Raw genomic sequence first — 21,983 nt, forward strand, 5'->3', positions numbered from 1 at the left:
TCGTGACTCGCAATCCCACATCCAACTGCTTCGAGCTCCATGCTGGCATGCCGAGCGCCGAGGCCTGACTATCCATTCACAAGGACAACCCACTACATGACTAGCGCAACGACCGCCCCGGCCACCAAGCAGGTCGCGATCAACGACATCGGATCTGCCGAGGACTTCCTGGCCGCGGTCGAACTGACCATCAAGTCTTTCAACGACGGCGACATCATCGAGGGGACGATCGTCAAGATCGACCGCGATGAGGTTCTGCTCGACGTCGGTTTCAAGACCGAGGGCGTCATCCCCTCCCGTGAGCTCTCCATCAAGCACGACGTCGACCCCAACGAGGTCGTCGCCGTCGGCGACCAGGTCGAGGCCCTCGTCCTCCAGAAGGAGGACAAGGAAGGCCGTCTGATCCTCTCCAAGAAGCGTGCGCAGTACGAGCGCGCGTGGGGAGACGTCGAGAAGATCAAGGAGAACGACGGCGTCGTCACCGGCACCGTCATCGAGGTCGTCAAGGGCGGCCTCATCGTCGACATCGGCCTGCGCGGCTTCCTGCCCGCATCGCTCATCGAGCTGCGCCGCGTCCGCGACCTCACCCCGTACCTCGGCCAGGAGATCGAGGCGAAGATCCTCGAGCTCGACAAGAACCGCAACAACGTGGTTCTCAGCCGCCGTGCGCTGCTCGAGCAGACGCAGTCGGAGTCGCGCACCACGTTCCTGAACAACCTGCACAAGGGTCAGGTCCGCAAGGGCGTCGTCTCGTCGATCGTCAACTTCGGCGCGTTCGTCGACCTGGGCGGCGTGGACGGCCTCGTGCACGTCTCCGAGCTGTCCTGGAAGCACATCGAGCACGCATCCGAGGTCGTCGAGGTCGGCCAGGAGGTCACCGTCGAGATCCTCGAGGTGGACCTGGACCGCGAGCGCGTCTCCCTGTCGCTGAAGGCGACGCAGGAGGACCCGTGGCAGGTCTTCGCCCGCACCCACGCGATCGGCCAGATCGCACCGGGCAAGGTCACCAAGCTCGTCCCGTTCGGTGCGTTCGTCCGCGTCGCAGACGGCATCGAGGGCCTCGTGCACATCTCCGAGCTCTCCAGCAAGCACGTCGAGCTGGCTGAGCAGGTCGTCTCCGTCGGCGAAGAGGTCTTCGTCAAGGTCATCGACATCGACCTGGAGCGTCGTCGCATCTCGCTGTCGCTCAAGCAGGCCAACGAGTCGGTCGACCCCAACGGCACCGAGTTCGACCCGGCGCTGTACGGCATGCTCGCCGAGTACGACGAGAACGGCGAGTACAAGTACCCCGAGGGCTTCGACGCCGAGACGGGTGCCTGGAAGGAAGGTTTCGACGCTCAGCGCGAGGCATGGGAGCAGGAGTACGCTGCAGCCCAGGCTCGCTGGGAGGCGCACAAGGCCGCCGTCGTCAAGGCCGCCGAGGCCGAGGCCGCTGCGGGCGACGACTTCGCCGCATCGCAGTCCTTCACGACCGACACCGGCGCCGGCACGCTCGCCGACGACGAGGCTCTCGCCGCTCTGCGCGAGAAGCTCTCGGGCGGCAACGCGTAAGCATCACGCTGAACGGAACGGGTCGTCACCTTCGGGTGGCGGCCCGTTCCGCGTCTGCGGGGGTCCGCCTGTGCGGGCGCCCGGCCGCTCCGGGACGCGCGAGTGCTCGTGGCAGGATTGGGGGATGCCTCTCATCGCGCTCACCGGCGGCATCGCATCCGGCAAGTCGACCATCGCCCGGCGCTTGGCAGAGCACGGCGCTGTCATCGTCGACGCGGACGCCATCGTTCGCGAAGTGCAGGGGCCCGGGATGCCGGTGCTGGATCGGATCGCCGCAGAGTTCGGAGATGAGCTGATCCTCGCCGACGGCACCCTGGACCGCGGGGCTCTCGGTGCGCGCGTGTTCGGTGACGCGGATGCCCTCGCGCGGCTCAATGAGATCGTGCATCCTGCCGTGCGCGAGGAGTCGGCCCGCCGCTTCGCGGCGGCTTTCGCATCGGATGCCGAGGCCGTGGTCGTGTATGACGTGCCGCTGCTGGTCGAGGCGCGCGTCGGAGACCGGTGGGACGTCATCGTCGTCGCTGATTCACCGGCCGAGATCCGCGAGCAGCGTCTGATCGAGCTGCGCGGGATGAGCGCGGACGAAGCGCGGGCGCGCGTCGCATCGCAGGTGTCGGACGCTGCGCGCCGGGCCGTCGCGGACGTCGTGATCGACACCTCCGGCCCCCTTGCGGACACCCTCCGGCAGGTGGACGAGGTCTGGCCGCGGATCAGCAGAGTCTGATCCGACCCGCATATCGCTGGTGGAGCCGCGCGCGGGGTCAGCTGCTGCCGGCAGCACAACGTCGGTGGGGGCTCGTAGGCTTGACGGATGCAACCCACACGCAGCGTTCGTCCCTTCGAGGTCGTCAGCGAGTACATGCCCGCCGGCGATCAGCCGCAGGCCATCGCCGAGCTCGCCGCGCGCATCAACGCCGGCGAGACCGATGTCGTCCTGCTCGGTGCGACGGGAACGGGAAAGTCGGCGACCACCGCGTGGCTCGTCGAACAGGTGCAGCGCCCCACCCTCGTGATGGCGCACAACAAGACGCTCGCCGCGCAGCTCGCGAACGAGTTCCGCGAGTTGCTGCCGAACAACGCTGTCGAGTACTTCGTGTCGTACTACGACTACTACCAGCCTGAGGCGTACGTGCCGCAGACGGACACGTTCATCGAGAAGGACTCCTCGGTCAACGCCGAGGTCGAGCGGCTCCGCCACTCGACGACCAACTCCCTGCTGAGCCGCCGCGACGTGGTGGTGGTCTCGACCGTGTCGTGCATCTACGGCCTCGGCGCGCCCGAAGAGTACCTGCGTGCCATGGTCGCCTTGCAGGTGGGGGAGCGGTACGACCGCGACGCCCTGATCAGGCAGTTCATCGCTATGCAGTACAACCGCAACGACGTCGACTTCTCCCGAGGCAACTTCCGGGTGCGCGGCGACACGATCGAGATCATCCCGGTGTACGAAGAGCACGCCATCCGCATCGAGCTCTTCGGCGACGAGATCGAGGCGCTCTACTCGCTGCATCCGCTCACCGGCGAGGTGATCGAGAAGCTCGACTCGGTGCCGATCTTCCCGGCATCCCACTACGTCGCCGGAACCGACGTCGTGCAGCGGGCCATCGGCACGATCGAGGCCGAGCTCGAAGAGCGGCTGGCCGAGCTCGAGCGACAGGGGAAGCTGCTCGAGGCCCAGCGACTGCGCATGCGCACGACGTTCGACCTCGAGATGCTGCAGCAGCTCGGATTCTGCTCGGGCATCGAGAACTACTCCCGCCACATGGACGGACGTGCCGCGGGCGAGCCGCCGCACACCCTGCTGGACTTCTTCCCCGATGACTTCCTGCTGGTCATCGACGAGTCGCACGTCACCGTGCCGCAGATCGGCGCGATGTACGAAGGTGATGCCTCGCGCAAGCGGACCCTCGTCGAGCACGGCTTCCGCCTGCCCAGCGCCATGGACAACAGGCCGCTGCGGTTCGACGAGTTCAAGAACCGGATCGGGCAGACGGTCTACCTCTCGGCGACGCCCGGCAAGTACGAGATGGGGATCGCGGAGGGCGTCGTCGAGCAGATCATCCGACCGACCGGCCTGGTCGATCCGGAGATCATCGTCAAGCCGTCGAAGGGGCAGATCGACGACCTCCTCGAGGAGATCCGTCTGCGCGTCGAGCGCGATGAGCGCGTCCTGGTGACGACTCTCACCAAGAAGATGGCAGAAGAGCTCACCGACTTCCTCGGCGAGCACGGCGTCCGTGTGCGGTACCTGCACTCCGACGTGGACACGCTGCGACGCGTCGAGCTGCTCACCGAGCTGCGCGCAGGCGTGTACGACGTGCTCGTCGGCATCAACCTGCTGCGCGAGGGCCTCGACCTTCCCGAGGTGTCGCTGGTGGCGATCCTGGATGCCGACAAGGAGGGGTTCCTGCGATCGGGCACTTCGCTGATCCAGACGATCGGCCGCGCGGCGCGAAATGTGTCCGGCGAGGTGCACATGTACGCCGACAACATGACCGACTCGATGACGAAGGCGATCGAGGAGACGGATCGGCGCCGCGAGAAGCAGATCGCATACAACAAGGCCAACGGCGTCGACCCTCAGCCGCTGCGCAAGCGGATCGCCGACATCACCGAGGTGCTCGCGCGCGAGGCCGCGGACACCGCCGACATGCGAGCCGCGCGCAATCGCACCGGCAAGGGCAAGTCGCCGACGCCGAACCTGCGCCGCACCGGCATCGCCGCAGAAGGCGCACAGCAGCTGGAGGAGACGATCTCAGACCTCTCCGACCAGATGCTGGCTGCAGCATCCGAGCTGAAGTTCGAGCTGGCTGCGCGCCTGCGCGACGAGGTGCAGGACCTCAAGAAGGAGCTGCGCGCGATGGAACGCGCCGGCCACGCATGAGCGTGCAGAACGAATGTCAGGGGCAGTACATCAGCGGCTTGGGGCCCGTGCGGTCGATGGCGTGCTGGTTCATCGGCTTGCCGCACAGTGGGCAGGCGCGCTCGGCGCGCTCCTCAGCGCTCGGCGGCAGGGTGCTCTCGTATGGACCCACCGAGGCGGGGCCTGCGAAACGGATCAGATTCGTGTTGAACCATGCGTAGAGTCCTCCGGCTTCGCGGATGCGGGTGCGCAGGGGGACGCGGTCGGGGTTCTTCGCCATATTCCTTAGTGTACTAACTATTTGTGCATGCGTATAATCGGGGCATGACGACCGACGACGAGCTGCTGCTGCTCGAGAACCAGCTCTGCTTCGCGATGGTGACCGCCGCGCGCAACGTGGTGGCGGTGTACCGGCCGATCCTCGAACCACTCGGTCTCACACACCCCCAGTACCTCGTCATGCTCGCGCTCTGGGAACGGGAGCCGCGTGCGCTCAACGACCTCGCCGCCGAACTCTCGCTGGAACCGGCGAGTGCGTCCCCGCTGGTCAAACGACTCGAGAAGGACGGGCTCGTCCAGCGGACCCGCAGCGCCGCCGACGAGCGCCGGCTGGAGATCGGGCTGACCGACGCCGGCCGTGCTCTGCGCGAGCGCGCGGTCGACGTGCCGCGCGCGGTGATGGCCGAGGTCGGCGCCGACATCTCGTCGGTGATCGCGCTGCGTGAAGCGCTGAAGCCGTTCGCGGGCGCTGCCCGCCCCTAGGCTGTATGCATGCCGGTGGATGCTGACCAGGAGAGCGCTGCGCCGGCATCCGTCATCCCCTCCCGGGTGAGCCGATGGGCTCTCCCCTCGGGCGTGATCCTCCTGTTCGTGATCGCCATGCTCGCCTCCGCGGTGGCCGGCCACCCCGTCTTCGCACCGGGCGAAGCGGCCCCGGAGCCTCTGCCACAGCCGACCGAGCAGCAGACGCTGCCGCCGATCGGCCTCGGCGACCCGCAGCGGCAGCAAGCTGACGACACTCTGCTGCTGATCATCAGCATCGTCATGGTGGTCCTCGTCGTCGCAGCAGCCCTGGCCGCGCTCGTTCTGGTGATCCGCGCCGTGCTCGTGTACTGGCGCTCCCGCCCGCTGCGGCGAACCGCGGGCGTCGCCACGGACGTCGCGATGAACGCCGAGACGGTTGCCGAGTCCATCCCTGACGCATCGACCGTGCGCCGCGGGATCGCCGCCGCCCGTGCGACGATCGATCTGCCGTCGGATGCCGGTGACGCGATCATCGCGGCATGGATCGGGCTGGAGGAGACCGCCGTCGACTCCGGCGTCGGGCGTGGCCGCAGCGAGACGCCGGGTGAGTTCACGCTCCGCATTCTGCTGCACCGTCCCGGCATCGAGGACCCGGCGCGGCGACTGCTGCGGCTGTACGAGAGTGTCCGATTCGGTGGCCATCGCGCCGACGAGGCCATGCGCGAGGACGCGGCGCGCGCCCTCGCCGACATCGAGGAGGGCTGGCGATGAGCGTTCTCCGCAGGCTCGCGATGCCTGCAGGCGCGGGCCTGATCGCGGCACTTCTGCTGTCGGTGCTCGGCGTGCAGACCGAGTTCGCGTGGGGGTGGGGTGTGCTGGTCGCAGCCGCAACTCCGATCTTCAGCCTGCAGATGCCCGACGACGCGCGCGCCGACGCGCCGGGTCGCGCGCTGGAGAGGTCGTACGTCGGCTCGGACGTGTCGCGACTCGCCTGGGCGATCAACCTGCACGGCGACTCGGTCAGCGAGGCGGTGACGCGCCGCGTGCGTGCGACACTGCGGCGCAGGCTCGCACGCCACGGCATCGATCTCGACGATGCGACACAGGCCGAGGCCGTCGAAGAGCGACTCGGGTCAGGCGTCTGGGCACGCCTGAACGGTCGCGTCACCAGCATCCGGGACATCCGCGAGGCACTCGCCGCCGCTGAGCGCCTCGTGCCGCCCGACACGCACGACGCAATCCAGAGGGACGCGATCCAGAGGGAGCAGACACCATGAACTTCGAGGACATCGCCGAGACCGGGCGTCGCATCCGGGCGGCCGTCGCCACGGTCGTCGTCGGCATGGACGACCCGCTGGAGATCGCCCTCGCGACGATCCTCGCCGGCGGTCACGTGCTCTTCGAGGACGTGCCGGGACTCGGCAAGACCCTCGCGGCGCGCAGCCTGGCATCCGCCCTCGGACTGTCGTTCCGCCGCCTGCAGTGCACGCCCGACATGCTGCCGGGGGACGTCACGGGATCGTACGTGTACGCCCCGGACAGCGGCGAGTTCGTGTTCCGTCCCGGTCCGATCTTCACCGGCCTGCTGCTCGCCGACGAGATCAATCGCACCACGCCCAAGACGCAGTCCGCGATGCTGGAGGCGATGGCCGAGCGCCAGGTCACGGTGGAGGGCAACAGCTTCCCGCTCGAGGCGCCGTTCCACGTCATCGCGACCGCGAACCCGATCGAGTACGAGGGCACCTACGCGCTTCCCGAGGCTCAGCTCGACCGCTTCATGGTGCGTCTGTCGGTCGGCTACCCGGACAGCCGGGGCGAGACGGAGATCCTGCTCGGGCGCGTGCGCCGTCGGGAGGAGGCCACTCGCGTCGAGCCGGTGCTCGCGGCGGGGGAGCTGATCGCCCTGCAGAAGGCGATCGAAGAGATCCACGTCGACCCGGACGTCGCCGCGTACTGTGTCGCGCTCGCCGCCGCCACCCGCACCGCGCAGCACGTGGCTGTCGGCGCGTCTCCGCGCGGCTCGCAGGGGCTGCTGCTGGTCGGTCGAGCGCTCGCGGCACTCGACGGCAGGGACTATCTGCGCCCCGACGACGTCAAGCGCATCGCCGTTCCGGTGCTCGCCCACCGTCTGACCCTCACCCCGCAGGCATGGGCGCAGGGAGTCGACCCGGCCGATCTGATTCGCGCGCTCGTGACGACGGTCGCCGTGCCGCCGAGTGTCGCCGCAGCTCGGAGCTGACTCATGTCGTCCTCGCCAGCGCGCACCGTCCACCGGCGGCCGAGCCCTTCGGTGTTCTTCGGGCTCGTCTGCGTGATCGGGCTCCTCGTGCTCGGCACGATGCTGTCGCGTCCCGACGTGATCGCCGTCGCGCTGCCGGTGGCGCTGTGGCTCGCGTCCGCGCTGGTCGCGCGTCGTGCGGACGCACACGTTGGCGTCGAGATCGAGCGGATGCCCGATGCGCCCGACGGCGCGCTGCACGACGACATCGTGGTGCGATCGGATGCCGAGATGGTCGAAGTCGCCGTGAATCAGGCCGAGCGCTTCCGCCGACGAGTGTTCGTTCCCGGCCGTGCTCGACTGCACGCCGTCACGCGACCGCTGCATTCCGGACCGCTCCGCACCGTCGAGGCGGCGGCGAGGGCGATCGACGCCGACGCAGGCGCACTCGGAGCCCCTGATCGGCCGGTCGTGATGGAGAGAGCGGTGCCACCGGTCGCCCGCAGGCTGCCGAGGATGCCGCTGGCACCGCGGCTCACCGGCCTGCACGGGGCGCACGAGGGCATCCGCCCAGGCCAGGGCGGCGACTTCCGTGACATCCATCCGTTCGCGCCGGGAGACGAGCTGCGCCGGGTGGACTGGAAGGCCACCGCGCGAGCGGCCAGGCGCCCTGGCGAGCTGCTGATCCGCCGGACGAACACGCTCAGCGACGCATCCGCCGTCATCATGATGGATACCGCCGACGACCTGGGCGCCGTGGTCGCGACCTGGGGCGCGACCGATCTCGAGCGCAGCGGCATCACGTCGCTCGATCAGGCCCGAAGCGCGGCTCGCTCGATCGCGGAGGCGACGACAGCGCAGGGCGACCGCGTCGCGTTCCACACGCTGGCGCAGGGCGGCCGCTCGGTGCGCAGCGGCGGCGGCACCCGGCACCTCGCCCGAGTGGTCGCCGAGATCGCCGCGAGCGGCCGCGCCGGCGACGACTCGCGCTTCCGGCGCACACCGCCGGTGCCGCACGGCTCGATCATCTACGTGCTGTCCACGTTCTTCGACGGGGCCGCCGCCGAGATCGCCGTGCGATGGAGGGCGGGCGGACACCGTGTCGTCGCCGTCGACACCCTTCCGGCCCTGGACCGGCACCGCCTCAGCGAAGAGCGCCGCCTCGCGCTGCGGGTGCTGCTCGCCGAGCGGCAGGACATGCTGCACGGACTCAGGGAGTCCGGCGTCGAGATCGTCCACTGGACGCAAGACCCCGACGCGGAGCTGACCGCTCTGCGCAGGATCGGTGCACGCGGAGTGATCGGCGACGGCCGATGACGCGCGAGGATCGGCTCTCGATCGGTGCGAGCATCTCCGGCCTCGCGCTGCTCGCGTTCGCCGTGCTGACCGCCACCGGCGCCGGGGTGCTGCTCGACGCGCCGACCGGATGGCTGATCGTCATCGCGGTCGCCGCCCTCTTCGGCGCCGCTCTGCCCCACCTCGGCGGTCTGTGGGCGGCGGCGGGGGCGATCGTCGTCGTGCTGGCGATCGAACCGGCCGAGCCCTGGAGGGCAGCGGTCGCCATCGCGGCCGTCCACCTGCTGCATGTCCTCGCATCGCTGCTCCTGGTCGTGCCGCCGCGCGGCAGGGTGGCACTGCGCGCGCTTCGGCCCACTGGCATCCGATTCCTCCTCTGCCAGACCGCGGGACAGCTCGCTGCGCTGGCCGTCGCCGGCCTCGCCGGCGCGGGCCAGGTGCCGTTCGCGGTCATCGAGGGTGCTGCTGCCGTCCTCCTGATCGCGGCCGTCGGCGTCCGGATGCTGCGGCTGCGCCGCCAGAGCGCATTCCCTTCAGCGATCCGCCGCTGAATGCGACCCTGACCCCGCCGAGGTCCGCTGAGAGCGGACCTGAGAGCCAGTGTCGGTGGCCGCTCTTAGACTTGTCTGGTGCCTATCGTCCCCGTCGTCTCGTCCGCCACGCTCAGCGTTCGCGGTGCCCGCGTGCACAATCTCAAGAACGTCGACATCGACATCCCACGCGACTCACTCGTCGTCTTCACCGGCCTCTCCGGATCGGGCAAGTCCAGCCTGGCGTTCGACACGATCTTCGCCGAGGGCCAGCGCCGCTACGTCGAATCGCTGAGCGCCTACGCGCGCCAGTTCCTCGGCCAGGTCGATCGTCCCGACGTCGATTTCATCGAGGGGCTGAGTCCCGCGGTCTCGATCGATCAGAAGTCGACCAACCGCAACCCGCGATCGACTGTCGGCACGATCACCGAGATCCACGACTACATGCGCCTGCTGTGGGCGCGGATCGGCATTCCGCACTGTCCGGAGTGCGGTGAGCGCATCCAGCGTCAGACGGTGCAGCAGATCGCCGATCAGCTCATCGACCTGCCCGAGCGCACGCGCTACCAGATCGTCGCCCCGGTCGTCACCCAGAAGAAGGGCGAGTTCGTCGACCTCTTCAAAGAGCTCGGCGCGAAGGGGTACTCCCGCGCCATCGTCGACGGCGAGCTCATCCAGCTCGCCGAGCCGCCGAAGCTGAAGAAGAGCTACAAGCACGACATCGCAGTGGTCGTAGACCGGCTCGTGGCATCCGGCGACATCCTCGGTCGCGTCACCGACTCGGTCGAGACGGCGCTCGGTCTGGCCGGCGGCATCATGCAGGTCAACTTCGTGGACGCGGAGGGAGACGACGCCTGGCAGTCGTTCTCAGAGAAGCTGGCGTGCCCGAACGGACACCCGATCACGCTCACCGAGATCGAGCCGCGCACCTTCTCGTTCAACGCGCCGTTCGGCGCGTGTCCCGCCTGCGCCGGCCTCGGCACCCGGATGTCCGTCGACGTCGATCTCATGCTCGGCGATGAGGATCTCTCGATCCGCGAGGGCGTCATCCTGCCCTGGACCACGCAGGGCAAGGGGCTGTTCCAGTACTACGAGCGGCTGCTCGAGGGACTCGCCCGCGACCTGGACTTCTCGCTGGACACCCCGTGGAACCAGCTGCACTCGGATGTGCGCGAGGCCGTGCTGCGCGGCGACAACTACAAGGTCAGCGTCAAGTGGAAGAACCGCTACGGACGCGAGATGCGCTACACCTCCGGTTTCGAGGGCGTGGTGCCGTACATCGAGCGCCAGTACCTGCAGGCCGAGTCGGACACGCAGCGCAGCCGGTGGGGCGAGTACCTGCGAGAGGTGCCATGCCCGGTCTGCGACGGAGCGCGACTGAAGCCCGAGGTGCTCGCCGTGCAGGTGCACGGGCACTCGATCGCCGAGGTCTCCGGCCTGAGTCTCGCCGACGCGAGTGCGTTCATGCACACGCTCGAGCTGACCGACCGCGAGGCGAAGATCGCAGCTCAAGTGCTGCGTGAGATCCGGCTGCGACTCGATTTCCTCCTTCAGGTCGGCCTCTCATACCTCAACCTCGGTCGCTCCGCGGGCTCGCTCTCCGGCGGTGAGGCGCAGCGGATCCGGCTCGCCACCCAGATCGGATCCGGTCTGACGGGCGTGCTGTACGTGCTGGACGAGCCGTCGATCGGCCTGCACCAGCGCGACAACCGGCGCCTCATCGAGACGCTGCTCAAGCTGCGCGATCTCGGCAACACGCTGATCGTCGTCGAGCACGATGAAGAGACGATCGAGGCGGCAGACTGGGTCGTCGACATCGGCCCCGGCGCGGGTGTCGGCGGGGGAGCAGTGGTGCATTCCGGGCCGTATTCCGCGCTGCTCGATGAGACCGCCTCGATGACCGGCGACTACCTCGCCGGACGTCGCGAGATCGCGACGCCGAAGAAGCGGCGCAAGATCGACAAGACGCGGATGCTGAGCGTCGTGGGCGCCAGGGCGAACAACCTCAAGAACGTCACGGCGGACTTTCCGCTGGGAGTGCTGACCGCCGTCACCGGTGTCAGCGGCTCGGGCAAGTCGTCGCTGGTCAACGACATCCTCTACCAGGTGCTCGCCGGGCGACTGAACGGTGCCCGCACCGTGCCGGGCAAGCACACCCGCGTCACGGGTCTCGACAACCTCGACAAGGTGGTGCACGTCGACCAGGCGCCGATCGGGCGCACGCCGCGCTCGAACCCCGCGACCTACACCGGTGTGTTCGACCGCATCCGCACGCTTTTCAGCGAGACGCCTGAGGCCAAGGTGCGCGGCTATCTGCCCGGACGCTTCAGCTTCAACGTCAAGGGCGGCCGCTGCGACGCATGCTCCGGCGACGGCACGATCAAGATCGAGATGAACTTCCTGCCCGACGTGTACGTCGACTGCGAGGTCTGCCACGGAAAGCGGTACAACCGCGACACCCTGGCCGTGCACTACAAGGGCAAGAACATCGCCGAGGTGCTCGAGATGCCGATCGCCGAGGCCGCCGAGTTCTTCGAGCCGATCCAGGCGATCCACCGGTACATGAAGACCCTCGTCGACGTGGGCCTCGGCTACGTCCGACTCGGGCAGGCCGCGACCACGCTCTCCGGCGGCGAGGCGCAGCGCGTCAAGCTCGCCACTGAGCTGCAGCGGCGCAGCAACGGCCGCAGCATCTACGTGCTCGACGAGCCGACCACCGGACTGCACTTCGAAGACGTGCGCAAGCTCCTCGAAGTGCTGAACGGCCTGGTCGACAAGGGCAACACCGTGATCGTGATCGAGCACAACCTCGACGTCATCAAGTCGGCTGACTGGGTGATCGACCTCGGTCCGGAGGGCGGATCCGGCGGCGGTGAGATCCTCGCGACGGGAACGCCGGAGCAGATCGCCCGCGTGCAGGAGAGCCACACGGGGCGCTTCCTCGCCGAGATCCTCGACGGGCGCGGTGACGCGGCAATCCGCAAGGCGGGCTGATGGCCGACGTCCTGCCCTACAAGCCGCGGGCGGGTGAGATACCCACCGACCCGGGTGTGTACCGCTTCCGTGATGCCGAAGGGCGTGTGCTGTACGTCGGCAAGGCGAAGAACCTGCGCCAGCGGCTGTCGAACTACTTCGCACCGCTGCGCACGCTGCACGAGCGCACCCGCCGGATGGTCACGACCGCGGCATCCGTGGAATGGACGGTCGTCGCCACCGACGTCGACTCGCTGCAGCTCGAGTACATGTGGATCAAGGAATACGATCCGCCGTTCAACGTGCGCTACAAGGACGACAAGTCCTACCCGTTCATGGCGATCACGCTCGCGGACGAGGCGCCGCGGGTGATGGTCACCCGCAACCGCAAGATCCCGGGCGCGCGGTACTTCGGTCCCTATCCGAAGGTGTGGGCGGTGCACGAGACCATCGATCTGATGGTCAAGGCGTTCCCGATCCGCACGTGCAGTGATGCCAGTTATCGACGGGCGATGCAGACCGGCCGGCCCTGCTTTCCCGGCCAGATCGGCAAGTGCGGTGGCCCGTGCTCGATGACCGTCACGATCGAGGAGCACCGCGCCGTCGTCGACGACTTCGTCGCCTTCATGGCCGGCGGTGACGAGCGCTTCACCCGTGAACTGACGAAGCGGATGCACGCAGCATCCGCAGCCATGGACTACGAGGCCGCCGCCAAGCACCGCGACAAGCTCGCGGCGATCGAGGCAGTGCTCGGCAAGAGCGCGCTGGTGCTGCCCGCCGAAGAGGACGCCGACCTGTTCGGCATCGCCGAGGACGAGCTGTCGGCCGCCGTGCACCACTTCGTGATCCGCGGCGGACGCGTGCGCGGTGTGCGATCGATCGCCCTCGACAAGGAACTCGACATCACCGGCGGCGAACTGGTCGATCAGGTTCTGCAGCGGGTGTACGGCGACTCATCCGACATCCCGCGCCGCGTGCTGGTGCCCACGCTGCCCGACGACGCCGCCGAACTGGAGCTGTGGCTGCGCGAGAGACGCGGCCGCCGGGTGGAGATCGCGGTCGCGCAGCGCGGGCAGCGAGCCGAGCTGATGCGCACGGCGACGCTGAACGCGCAGCAGGCTCTGCTGCGGCACAAGACACGGCGCACGAGCGACTACGTGGCGCGCACACAGGCGCTCACCGACCTGCAGGAGGCGCTCGGCATGGACGAGGCGCCCCTGCGCATCGAGTGCTTCGACATCTCGCATCTGGGCGGCACGAACGTCGTCGCGTCGATGGTCGTGTTCGAGGACGGCCTGCCGCGCAAGGATCAGTACCGCTCGTTCAACATCTCGGAGACCACTGACGACACCGACTCGATGTATCAGGTGCTGATGCGACGCCTGGCGCGGGTGGACTCCTCGAGAGGCTCGGAGCAGTCGGACGGCGAGGACGACGAGGCGCAGGAGGATGGCGCTCCGCGGCGCAAGCCCCGGTTCGCCTACCGGCCGCAGCTGCTGATCGTCGACGGAGGGCAGCCGCAGGTGCAGGCCGCGGCGCGGGCCCTGCGCGACAGCGGGCGCACCGAGATCGCGCTGTGCGGCATCGCGAAGCGACTCGAAGAGATCTGGGTTCCGGACGACGACTACCCCGTGATCCTGCCCCGCACGAGCGAGGCGCTGTACCTGGTGCAGCGGCTCCGCGACGAGGCGCACCGCTTCGCGATCACGCATCAGCGTCGCCGCCGTCGCCGCGACATCAATTCGATCCTCAGCGAGATCCCCGGTCTCGGCGCGGCGCGCATCAAAGCGCTGCTGACCCATTTCGGCTCCGTCACGCGGCTGCGCGCCGCCACGCCCGAGCAGATCGGTGAGGTCAGCGGCATCGGTCCGACGCTCGCCGCGAACATCCACGCGCACCTGACGAACGATCGGGCCCTCTCGAGTCGATAGGCTGGACGCCAGCGGAAGGGAGTCCCAGAATGGCGGCCGCACAAGAGGGCGAGTTCCTGATCGTCACCGGTATGTCGGGGGCGGGACGGACGACAGCCGCGAACGCCCTCGAGGATCTCGGCTGGTACGTCGTGGACAACCTGCCGCCGCAGATCCTGCGACCGCTGCTCGAGCTGACCGACATGGGCGCGGGAAACCTGCCGAAGGTCGCCGCCGTCGTGGACGTGCGCGGTCGCGGTCTGTTCGACGATTTTCCCGGGGTGGCGCGTGCGCTCCGCGCCCGCGGCGGCGTGAAGGTGCTCTACCTGGACGCCTCCGACGACGTGCTCGTCCGGCGCTTCGAGTCGGTCCGTCGACCGCACCCGCTGCAGGGGGACGGCACGCTGCTCGACGGCATCCGCACCGAGCGCGGGCGCCTCGCGCCGATCCGCGAGGCTGCCGACCTGCTCATCGACACGTCGGCGCTGAACATCCACCAGCTCGCCATGCAGGTGTCCGAGATGTTCTCCGAGGAGGGGGCGGCCCGTCATCGCCTCACCATCCTCAGTTTCGGCTTCAAGTACGGCCTGCCCACCGACGTCGATCACGTCGCCGACATGCGCTTCCTGCCGAATCCGTTCTGGCAGCCCGAGCTGCGCCCGCACACGGGGCAGGACGATGACGTCCGCGATTACGTCCTCTCCCGCCCCGGAGCCACCGAATTCCTCGACGCCTACGCGCAGACCCTCAGGCCTGTCCTGGAGGGCTACCAGCGCGAGAACAAGAGCCACTCGACGATCGCGATCGGCTGCACCGGAGGAAAGCACCGGTCCGTCGCACTTTCCGAAGAACTCGCTCGGCGCCTCGCAGACGTGCCGGGCGTCGCAGTGAACGTCCGACACCGCGATCTCGGACGCGAATGAGACTCGGAGGCGGGCGGTGCGGGAGCCGTCGGCCTTGTAGGCTTGTCCTTCGCGTCGCGATCCGACGCACGGATCGTTAAGGAGTCCCGTGGCACTAACCACCGACGTCAAGGCTGAGCTCGTCAGCGTTCGCAACGCACCCCCGACGGTGCGCGTGGCGGAGGTGACGACCATCCTGCGTTTCGCGGGTGGGCTGCACTCCATCGCCGGTCGTGTGGCCGTCGAGGCCGAGGTGGACGCTGAGACGCTGGCACGCCGCGTCAGCCGCGACCTCGCCGAGATCTACGGGGTGCGCCCTGAGATCGCGCAGGTCAAGTCGAGCTCCGCGCAGACCGGCGGGGCAGGCGACGGTGCCCGCTGGGCCGTGCGCGTCATCTCCGCAGGCGAGACGCTCGCCCGCCAGACAGGTCTGCTGGACGCTCGTCGTCGTCCGGTGCGCGGTCTGCCGAACCGTCTGACCACGGGCTCGCCCGAGGAGCTCGCCGGCATCTGGCGCGGTGCCTTCCTGGCGGCCGGGTCGCTCAGCGAGCCGGGACGCTCGGCCATGCTCGAGGTGGCCTGCCCGTCCGGCGAGGCCGCGATGGCGCTCGTCGGCGCCGCACATCGACTCGGTGTCACGGCGAAGGCCCGTGAGGTGCGCGGCCTGCCGCGCGTCGTGGTGCGCGAGGGCGAGGCGATCCAGAAGATCCTGACGAACATGGGCGCCCGTCGCACGGCGATCGCCTGGGAGGAGATGCGTCAGCGCCGGGAAGTGCGTGCCGGCGTGAACCGCCTCGTCAACTTCGACGACGCGAACCTGCGTCGTTCCGCACAGGCTGCGGTGGCTGCATGCGCGCGCGTCGAGCGCGCACTGGAGATCCTCGGTGACGACGTCCCCGACCACCTGCGCACCGCGGGCAGCCTGCGCCTTGCCCACCGCGACGCGAGCCTCGACGAACTCGGACACCACGCAGATCCTCCCCTGACCAAGGATGCCGTCGCCGGCCGCATCCGACGTCTGCTCGCGATGGCTGACAAGCGCGCCCAGCAGGAGGGGATCCCCGGGACCGAGGCGGCGGTGCCCGCCGGCCTCGACGAATGATCCCCGCGGAAGGATCCCTCCGCATAGGGCGTTGCCGTCAGTAGGATGAGTTAAGTCTGCCCTGCGATGCACTTCGGCATCGCAGGGGACCGGAAAGCGCCGCGGCGCGGCGCGGATTGGATGAATTCGACATGGCGACCTATACGCTCCCCGACCTTCCTTACGACTTCGCAGCGCTCGAGCCGCACATCAGCGGCAAGATCATGGAGCTGCACCACGATAAGCACCATGCGGCCTATGTCGCCGGTGCGAACGCCGCCCTCGACGGGCTCGCAGAGGCCCGTGAGAGCGGCAACCTCGCCAACGTGAACAAGCTCGAGAAGGACCTGGCGTTCAATCTCGGCGGACATGTCAACCACTCCATCTTCTGGACCAATCTGTCGCCCGAGGGCGGCGGACAGCCCGAGGGCGAGCTGAAGGCCGCCATCGACGAGTTCTTCGGCTCGTTCGAGAAGTTCCAGGCCCACTTCGCCGCTGCGGCGGCGGGCATTCAGGGTTCGGGCTGGGCGGTGCTCAGCTGGGACCCGATCGGCGCCCGCCTGATCATCCAGCAGATGTTCGACCAACACTCCAACACGGCGCAGGGCACCGTGCCGCTGTTCCAGCTGGACATGTGGGAGCACGCCTTCTACCTGGACTACCTCAACGTGAAGGCCGATTACATCAAGGCCGCGTGGAACATCGCCAACTGGCAGAACGTCGCGCAGCGCTTTGAAACAGCGCGTGAGAAGACCTCCGGACTGCTGGTACTGTCGTAAAAGATGGGCGTCCTGATGGGCGAAATGCCCGTCAGGACGCCGTTGTCCGCGTAATCTGCGATATTTCCGCATTTCCTCGATTAAGAACCAGGAGACTTTCGTGTCTGTCAAGATCGGTATCAACGGCTTCGGTCGTATCGGACGAAACTTCCTTCGTGCGGCTCTCGCACAGAACGCGGACCTCGAGATCGTCGCGGTCAACGACCTCACCGACAACGCGGCGCTCGCGCACCTGCTGAAGTACGACTCGGTCGGCGGCCCGCTGGGCGTCGAGGTCTCGCACGAAGGCGACGTCATCACCGTTGACGGCAAGGCCATCAAGGTCTTCGAAGAGCGCGACCCCGCAGCTCTTCCCTGGGGCGAGCTCGGCGTCGACATCGTCATCGAGTCGACCGGACGCTTCACGAAGGCGGCCGACGCGGGCAAGCACATCGCCGGCGGCGCCAAGAAGGTCATCATCTCGGCACCGGGCACCGACGTCGACGGCACCTTCGTCATGGGAGTGAACGAGGACACCTACGACGCGACCAGCATGAACATCATCTCGAACGCGTCGTGCACCACGAACTGCCTCGCCCCGCTGGCGAAGGTCTTCAACGACAAGTTCGGCATCCAGCGCGGCTTCATGATGACCGCGCACGCCTACACCGCCGACCAGAACCTGCAGGACGGCCCGCACAGCGACCTGCGCCGCGCACGCGCCGCAGCGATCAACATCGTCCCCGCCTCGACCGGCGCCGCCAAGGCGATCGGCCTCGTGCTGCCCGAGCTCAACGGCAAGCTGAGCGGCTCGTCGTACCGCGTGCCCGTCCCCACCGGCTCGATCGTCGACCTCACCATCATCTCCGACCGTGAGGACCTCACCGTCGACGAGATCAACGCCGCGTACCGCGAGGCCGCCGCAGATGGTCGTCTGCAGGGCATCCTCGAGTACACCGAGGACCCGATCGTCTCGAGCGACATCCAGCTCAACCCGCACTCGTCGATCTTCGACGCCGAGCTGACCAACGTCAGCGGCAACCTGGTCAAGGTGTCCAGCTGGTATGACAACGAGTGGGGCTACTCCAACCGCCTCGTCGACCTGACCGAGTACGTCGCCGAGCGTCTCTGATCGATGAGCCTGCGCACCCTCGATTCACTGGGGCCGCTCGACGGCAAGCGCGTCATCGTCCGGTGTGATCTGAACGTCCCGCTGCGGGACGGCGAGATCACCGACGACGGTCGCGTGCGGGCCTCGGTTCCGACCATCAAGGCGCTTGTAGGCGCGGGCGCACGAGTCATCGTGTGCTCGCACCTCGGCCGCCCGGACGGCGCCCCCGACCCGCAGTACAGCCTTGAGCCGGTCGCCGACCGGCTGTCCGAGCTGCTCGACGCGCCGGTCGCGTTCGCGTCCGACGCCGTCGGCGCATCCGCTCAGCAGGCGGTCGCGGCCCTCTCGGACGGCGATGTCGTCGTGCTCGAGAACCTTCGCTTCAACGCGGGGGAGACCTCCAAGGACGACGAAGTGCGCCGCGCCTTCGCCACCGAGCTCGCGGCCCTCGGCGATGCCATGGTGTCCGACGGCTTCGGAGTGGTGCATCGCAAGCAGGCCAGCGTCTACGACCTGGCCGAGCTGCTGCCGTCCGCGGCCGGACTGCTCATCGCCACCGAGCTCGACGTGCTCGACCGCCTCACCGAGAACCCTGAGCGGCCGTACACCGTGGTGCTCGGCGGATCGAAGGTCAGCGACAAGCTGGGCGTGATCTCGCACCTGCTGCCGCGCGTGGACCGGCTGCTCGTCGGCGGTGGGATGCTGTTCACCTTCCTCGCGGCGGAGGGCCACGGCGTGGCATCCAGCCTGCTGGAGAAGGACCAGCTCGACACCGTGCGCGGGTACATTGCCGAGGCGAAGGAGCGTGGCGTCGACCTCGTGCTGCCGACCGACGTCGTCGTGGCGTCGGGATTCGCCGCCGACGCCGCACACGAGATCGTCGCAGCGGATGCCATCGAGCAGAGCTCCTTCGGCGCCTCCGGCATCGGCCTCGACATCGGGCCGGAGACCGCGGCGGCGTTCGCCGAGGTGGTCCGCGGCTCGAAGACCGTGTTCTGGAACGGCCCGATGGGCGTGTTCGAGTTCCCCGCGTTCGCGGCGGGCACCAAGGCCGTCGCCGAGGCGCTCACCGACGTCGACGGTCTCGGCGTGGTCGGCGGCGGAGACTCGGCGGCCGCCGTGCGTCAGCTCGGCTTCGACGATGATCAGTTCGGACACATCTCGACGGGCGGAGGCGCAAGCCTCGAGTTCCTCGAGGGCAAGAAGCTCCCAGGTCTGGAGGTACTCGGATGGCAAGCTCAATGAATTCGCCTGCTGCGCAGAGCAGAAAGCGCACCCCGCTGATCGCGGGAAACTGGAAGATGAACCTCGACCACCTGCAGGCGGTCGCGACGGTGCAGAAGCTGCACTGGACTCTCAAGGACGCCGGCCACGAGGGCGACACGGTCGAAGTCGCCGTGTTCCCGCCGTTCACCGACATCCGCAGCGTTCAGACGCTGATCGACGCAGACAAGATCCCGTTCGCGCTCGGCGCGCAGGACCTGTCGGCGCACGACTCGGGTGCTTACACCGGAGAGGTGTCAGGCGCGTTCCTGTCGAAGCTCAATGTCGGGTATGTCATCATCGGCCACTCGGAGCGCCGCGAATACCACAGCGAGAGCGATGAGCTCGTGAATGCGAAGGTGAAGGCCGCTCTCAAGCACGGACTGGTGCCTGTCATCTGCGTCGGCGAGACCGCGGAGGACCTGGAGAAGTTCGGTGCCAGCGCCGTACCGGCCGGTCAGCTCGAGAAGGCGCTCGAAGGCGTGCCGGCGTCCGCCGACATCGTCGTCGCCTACGAGCCGGTCTGGGCCATCGGCTCCGGACAGGCCGCGACGCCGACACAGGCTCAGGATGTCTGCGCCGCGCTGCGCGGTGTGCTCGGTCGCGTTCTCGACGAGGATGCCGCCGCACGCACCCGCGTGCTGTACGGCGGATCGGTCAAGTCCGGCAACATCGCGAGCTTCCTGCGCGAGCCGGACGTCGATGGCGCTCTCGTGGGCGGTGCTAGCCTCGTCGTGGATGAGTTCGCAGCAATCGTCCGGTTCGAGAAGCACGTCGGCGTGTGACCTGGGCGGGCTCCGCGAGCGCCTCATCCTATAATTGACCGCTAGGTGGGCCTGTCGGCCCCGGCGAAAGGCTTCTTAGTGCTGGTTCTCGAGTTCGTTCTGCAGGTGCTGATGGGTATCACCAGCGTGCTGCTGACGCTCCTCATCCTTCTTCACAAAGGTCGCGGTGGCGGCCTCTCCGACATGTTCGGCGGCGGCATGTCCGCTGCCGTCGGATCCTCCGGGCTCGCCGAGCGGAACCTCAACAGGTTCACGATCGTGCTTGCGCTGGTGTGGTTCGTGTCGATCGTCGCCCTCGGCCTGATCACGAAGTTCCAGGTGATCTGATGGCTACCGGAGGAAACGCGATCCGCGGCACGCGTGTCGGATCGGGCCCGATGGGCGAGCAGGATCACGGGTACCACGCCGACCGCATCGCCGTGTCGTACTGGGACGGGCTCGGCAACGAGACCGTTCGATACTTCGCCGCGGGGCTCCCGGACGAGGAGATCCCCGAGACGATCGATCACCCGCAGAGCGGTCTGCCCGCGGGGCGCGATCAGAACAATCCGCCGGCGCTCGCGAAAGCCGAGCCGTACAAGACGCACCTCGCCTATGTGAAGGAGCGTCGCACCGATGAAGAGGCCGAGCAGCTTCTTGAGGATGCGCTCACCCAGCTGCGCGAGCGGCGCGGCGGCAGCTGAGATCGTGCGAAGGGGCCCGGAACGACACGTCCCGGGCCCCTCGTGCATTCAGCGGCAGGACGCCGCGGCCTTCTGCATCTCGGCGGAGGGCACGCCGTACTGATCCGCACCGGAGTCGAATGCGGAGTACCCCCAGCTCATGGCCCAGGCCGTCGCCCACTGCTCGTTGGCGTGCTCGTCCTCCCAGTCGAACATCTCGTAGCACTTGGCCGAGATGGAGTGGCCCACCTCGTGTGCGACGAGTGATCGGGTCCAGTCGGCGGGCCAGTAGCTCGCGATCGAGTCCGTGAGCGTGATCAGCGAGGTTCCGCCGTCCTCGCTGTTCCAGGTGGCCGTGCCGGCTCCGGACTGACCGGCGCCCTGGCCGAGGAGCCGGTCCGTCCAGTCGAACTCGAGGAGCACACCGCCAGAGATGGATCGCGCATAGTCCTCCGCTTTGAGGCGCGCATCGTAGAGCGGCCCGGCTTTCGCTGCCAGCTCGGACTTCGCCGATGCGCGAACTGCCGCGACCGCCTCGTCGAGTTCCAGGAGGCTCGTCGCGGCCTCGCCGTCGAAGTCGGACTCCGTGCGCTTCACCGTGTCCGCGGCCTTGCGCAGCGCGAGGATGGGAGCGACCCGGGCGTGGACCGCCGCTGCCTCGATCGCCGGCACAGCCTCGCGCGCAGTGCGGAGGATGTCACCGCCCAGGGCATCGATGTCGGCGATCGCCGTGCTCAGCGATCGTGCCGCAGCCTCCTGGTCGTCGGTGCGGGCGTGGAGCTCTGCCGTCCGCTGCTGCAGATCGGATGCCTGCAGGAACAGCTCCCACGGCACGACCGGCTTGTCTCCGGCTGCGGGTGGGGGAGTGACTCCGATCCCGTCCGCGTCCGCACGCGCCTCCGTCAGATCGTCCGTCGCAGCCGCGAGCGCCGTGCGGTTCTCGTCGCTGAAGAGCTCCGGCGTCGTCACGGCCTCGACGGACTTCGCGGCCGCGGCTGTCTCATCCGCGTGATCCAGCGTCGCGATCAGTGTCGTCGTGGCGGGCTCGGAGGAAGTGCGCGCCTGGCCGAACGCGTCAGCCGCGTCGTCGTAGGACAGATTCGCCCACACCTGCGCGGCGCCGCAGAGGAGGCCGATGAGCACGATCGCGCCGACGATCCACGGCCAGCGGCGACGTCGGCGGACGAGGACTGTGGGCTCCACCCGTGGTTCGGTCTCCGACGCGGTCGCGTGCTCCGGCGCGATCTGATCCATGGCGAGATCATCCCACGTCTCGATGGTTCGCAGGTGGCGCACTCGACCATCGTCAGCGTGCTGGGATACTGGCATATCGGAGGCG

The 21,983-nt window shown here is 68.3% G+C and carries 21 protein-coding genes; 19 read left to right on the top strand and 2 right to left on the bottom strand.

The window, feature by feature from the left end:
- Positions 1–96 precede the first annotated feature (96 nt).
- The 3 genes from rpsA (at position 97) to uvrB (ending at position 4,432) form a co-directional block, all read left to right on the top strand.
- The gene (gene rpsA / locus ACQUSX_RS00575) at positions 97–1,551 is read left to right on the top strand and encodes a 30S ribosomal protein S1 (RefSeq protein WP_428905038.1); all 1,455 of its coding nucleotides are present in this window, start codon (positions 97–99) and stop codon (positions 1,549–1,551) included.
- A gap of 124 nt (positions 1,552–1,675) precedes the next feature.
- Complete coding sequence (coaE, locus tag ACQUSX_RS00580) at positions 1,676–2,275, top strand: dephospho-CoA kinase (protein WP_428905039.1); 600 nt, start codon at positions 1,676–1,678, stop codon at positions 2,273–2,275.
- 87 nt (positions 2,276–2,362) lie between these two features.
- Positions 2,363–4,432: an excinuclease ABC subunit UvrB gene (gene uvrB, locus ACQUSX_RS00585; RefSeq protein ID WP_428905040.1), complete on the top strand. Its 2,070-nt coding sequence runs from the start codon at positions 2,363–2,365 to the stop codon at positions 4,430–4,432.
- 16 nt (positions 4,433–4,448) lie between these two features.
- On the opposite strand, the gene ACQUSX_RS00590 is transcribed toward uvrB, so the two are convergent.
- Positions 4,449–4,691: a hypothetical protein gene (locus tag ACQUSX_RS00590; RefSeq protein ID WP_428905041.1), complete on the bottom strand. Its 243-nt coding sequence runs from the start codon at positions 4,689–4,691 to the stop codon at positions 4,449–4,451.
- A gap of 44 nt (positions 4,692–4,735) precedes the next feature.
- Here ACQUSX_RS00590 and ACQUSX_RS00595 point away from each other — a divergent pair, with 44 nt between their 5' ends.
- The 16 genes from ACQUSX_RS00595 (at position 4,736) to ACQUSX_RS00670 (ending at position 20,665) form a co-directional block, all read left to right on the top strand.
- The gene (locus tag ACQUSX_RS00595) at positions 4,736–5,173 is read left to right on the top strand and encodes a MarR family winged helix-turn-helix transcriptional regulator (protein WP_428905042.1); all 438 of its coding nucleotides are present in this window, start codon (positions 4,736–4,738) and stop codon (positions 5,171–5,173) included.
- 9 nt (positions 5,174–5,182) lie between these two features.
- Entirely contained in the window at positions 5,183–5,926 is a 744-nt protein-coding gene (locus ACQUSX_RS00600; RefSeq protein ID WP_428905043.1) for a DUF4129 domain-containing protein, read from the top strand.
- Complete coding sequence (locus ACQUSX_RS00605; RefSeq protein WP_428905044.1) at positions 5,923–6,432, top strand: hypothetical protein; 510 nt, start codon at positions 5,923–5,925, stop codon at positions 6,430–6,432. Before ACQUSX_RS00600 ends, ACQUSX_RS00605 begins: the two co-directional genes overlap by 4 nt.
- Complete coding sequence (locus ACQUSX_RS00610; protein WP_428905045.1) at positions 6,429–7,394, top strand: AAA family ATPase; 966 nt, start codon at positions 6,429–6,431, stop codon at positions 7,392–7,394. The genes ACQUSX_RS00605 and ACQUSX_RS00610 overlap by 4 nt, the downstream gene beginning before the upstream one ends.
- A 3-nt stretch (positions 7,395–7,397) precedes the next feature.
- The gene (locus tag ACQUSX_RS00615; RefSeq protein WP_428905046.1) at positions 7,398–8,690 is read left to right on the top strand and encodes a DUF58 domain-containing protein; all 1,293 of its coding nucleotides are present in this window, start codon (positions 7,398–7,400) and stop codon (positions 8,688–8,690) included.
- Positions 8,687–9,220, top strand: coding sequence for a hypothetical protein (locus tag ACQUSX_RS00620; RefSeq protein WP_428905047.1), 534 nt, complete (start codon positions 8,687–8,689; stop codon positions 9,218–9,220). The genes ACQUSX_RS00615 and ACQUSX_RS00620 overlap by 4 nt, the downstream gene beginning before the upstream one ends.
- A 78-nt stretch (positions 9,221–9,298) precedes the next feature.
- The gene (gene uvrA, locus ACQUSX_RS00625; protein WP_428905048.1) at positions 9,299–12,193 is read left to right on the top strand and encodes an excinuclease ABC subunit UvrA; all 2,895 of its coding nucleotides are present in this window, start codon (positions 9,299–9,301) and stop codon (positions 12,191–12,193) included.
- Complete coding sequence (gene uvrC / locus ACQUSX_RS00630; RefSeq protein WP_428905049.1) at positions 12,193–14,103, top strand: excinuclease ABC subunit UvrC; 1,911 nt, start codon at positions 12,193–12,195, stop codon at positions 14,101–14,103. The genes uvrA and uvrC overlap by 1 nt, the downstream gene beginning before the upstream one ends.
- Positions 14,104–14,132: 29 nt before the next feature.
- Positions 14,133–15,005, top strand: a complete 873-nt coding sequence (rapZ, locus tag ACQUSX_RS00635) for an RNase adapter RapZ (RefSeq protein WP_428905050.1) — start codon at positions 14,133–14,135, stop codon at positions 15,003–15,005.
- A gap of 88 nt (positions 15,006–15,093) precedes the next feature.
- On the top strand, positions 15,094–16,086 hold the full coding sequence (gene whiA, locus ACQUSX_RS00640) for a DNA-binding protein WhiA (protein ID WP_428905051.1): 993 nt from the start codon (positions 15,094–15,096) through the stop codon (positions 16,084–16,086).
- Between the two features lie 131 nt (positions 16,087–16,217).
- Positions 16,218–16,844 (top strand): superoxide dismutase, encoded by a 627-nt coding sequence (locus ACQUSX_RS00645; protein WP_428905052.1) that lies wholly within the window; start codon positions 16,218–16,220, stop codon positions 16,842–16,844.
- A gap of 100 nt (positions 16,845–16,944) precedes the next feature.
- Positions 16,945–17,955, top strand: a complete 1,011-nt coding sequence (gene gap, locus ACQUSX_RS00650; protein WP_428905053.1) for a type I glyceraldehyde-3-phosphate dehydrogenase — start codon at positions 16,945–16,947, stop codon at positions 17,953–17,955.
- 3 nt (positions 17,956–17,958) lie between these two features.
- Entirely contained in the window at positions 17,959–19,179 is a 1,221-nt protein-coding gene (locus ACQUSX_RS00655; RefSeq protein ID WP_428905054.1) for a phosphoglycerate kinase, read from the top strand.
- Positions 19,176–19,982 (top strand): triose-phosphate isomerase, encoded by an 807-nt coding sequence (gene tpiA / locus ACQUSX_RS00660; RefSeq protein ID WP_428905055.1) that lies wholly within the window; start codon positions 19,176–19,178, stop codon positions 19,980–19,982. Before ACQUSX_RS00655 ends, tpiA begins: the two co-directional genes overlap by 4 nt.
- Positions 19,983–20,060: 78 nt before the next feature.
- Entirely contained in the window at positions 20,061–20,309 is a 249-nt protein-coding gene (gene secG / locus ACQUSX_RS00665) for a preprotein translocase subunit SecG (protein WP_428905056.1), read from the top strand.
- Positions 20,309–20,665 carry an RNA polymerase-binding protein RbpA gene (locus ACQUSX_RS00670; RefSeq protein ID WP_428905057.1) on the top strand — a complete coding sequence of 119 codons (357 nt, stop codon included), beginning with the start codon at positions 20,309–20,311 and terminating at the stop codon, positions 20,663–20,665. Before secG ends, ACQUSX_RS00670 begins: the two co-directional genes overlap by 1 nt.
- 48 nt (positions 20,666–20,713) lie before the next feature.
- Here ACQUSX_RS00670 and ACQUSX_RS00675 read toward each other — a convergent pair whose 3' ends face one another.
- Complete coding sequence (locus ACQUSX_RS00675; protein WP_428905058.1) at positions 20,714–21,940, bottom strand: hypothetical protein; 1,227 nt, start codon at positions 21,938–21,940, stop codon at positions 20,714–20,716.
- Between the last annotated feature and the right edge of the window lie 43 nt (positions 21,941–21,983).

It is taken from the genome of Microbacterium alcoholitolerans (genome assembly GCF_050408615.1).
In the GTDB taxonomy this organism is placed as follows: Bacteria; Actinomycetota; Actinomycetes; order Actinomycetales; family Microbacteriaceae; genus Microbacterium.

Excerpts from the sequence above, each read along its gene's own strand:
- rpsA (WP_428905038.1), top strand. The coding sequence starts at position 97 with ATGACTAGCGCAACGACCGCCCCGGCCACCAAGCAGGTCGCGATCAAC.
- coaE (WP_428905039.1), top strand. The coding sequence starts at position 1,676 with ATGCCTCTCATCGCGCTCACCGGCGGCATCGCATCCGGCAAGTCGACC.
- uvrB (WP_428905040.1), top strand. The coding sequence starts at position 2,363 with ATGCAACCCACACGCAGCGTTCGTCCCTTCGAGGTCGTCAGCGAGTAC.
- ACQUSX_RS00590 (WP_428905041.1), bottom strand. The coding sequence starts at position 4,691 with ATGGCGAAGAACCCCGACCGCGTCCCCCTGCGCACCCGCATCCGCGAA.
- ACQUSX_RS00595 (WP_428905042.1), top strand. The coding sequence starts at position 4,736 with ATGACGACCGACGACGAGCTGCTGCTGCTCGAGAACCAGCTCTGCTTC.
- ACQUSX_RS00600 (WP_428905043.1), top strand. The coding sequence starts at position 5,183 with ATGCCGGTGGATGCTGACCAGGAGAGCGCTGCGCCGGCATCCGTCATC.
- ACQUSX_RS00605 (WP_428905044.1), top strand. The coding sequence starts at position 5,923 with ATGAGCGTTCTCCGCAGGCTCGCGATGCCTGCAGGCGCGGGCCTGATC.
- ACQUSX_RS00610 (WP_428905045.1), top strand. The coding sequence starts at position 6,429 with ATGAACTTCGAGGACATCGCCGAGACCGGGCGTCGCATCCGGGCGGCC.
- ACQUSX_RS00615 (WP_428905046.1), top strand. The coding sequence starts at position 7,398 with ATGTCGTCCTCGCCAGCGCGCACCGTCCACCGGCGGCCGAGCCCTTCG.
- ACQUSX_RS00620 (WP_428905047.1), top strand. The coding sequence starts at position 8,687 with ATGACGCGCGAGGATCGGCTCTCGATCGGTGCGAGCATCTCCGGCCTC.
- uvrC (WP_428905049.1), top strand. The coding sequence starts at position 12,193 with ATGGCCGACGTCCTGCCCTACAAGCCGCGGGCGGGTGAGATACCCACC.
- rapZ (WP_428905050.1), top strand. The coding sequence starts at position 14,133 with ATGGCGGCCGCACAAGAGGGCGAGTTCCTGATCGTCACCGGTATGTCG.
- ACQUSX_RS00645 (WP_428905052.1), top strand. The coding sequence starts at position 16,218 with ATGGCGACCTATACGCTCCCCGACCTTCCTTACGACTTCGCAGCGCTC.
- ACQUSX_RS00655 (WP_428905054.1), top strand. The coding sequence starts at position 17,959 with ATGAGCCTGCGCACCCTCGATTCACTGGGGCCGCTCGACGGCAAGCGC.
- tpiA (WP_428905055.1), top strand. The coding sequence starts at position 19,176 with ATGAATTCGCCTGCTGCGCAGAGCAGAAAGCGCACCCCGCTGATCGCG.
- ACQUSX_RS00670 (WP_428905057.1), top strand. The coding sequence starts at position 20,309 with ATGGCTACCGGAGGAAACGCGATCCGCGGCACGCGTGTCGGATCGGGC.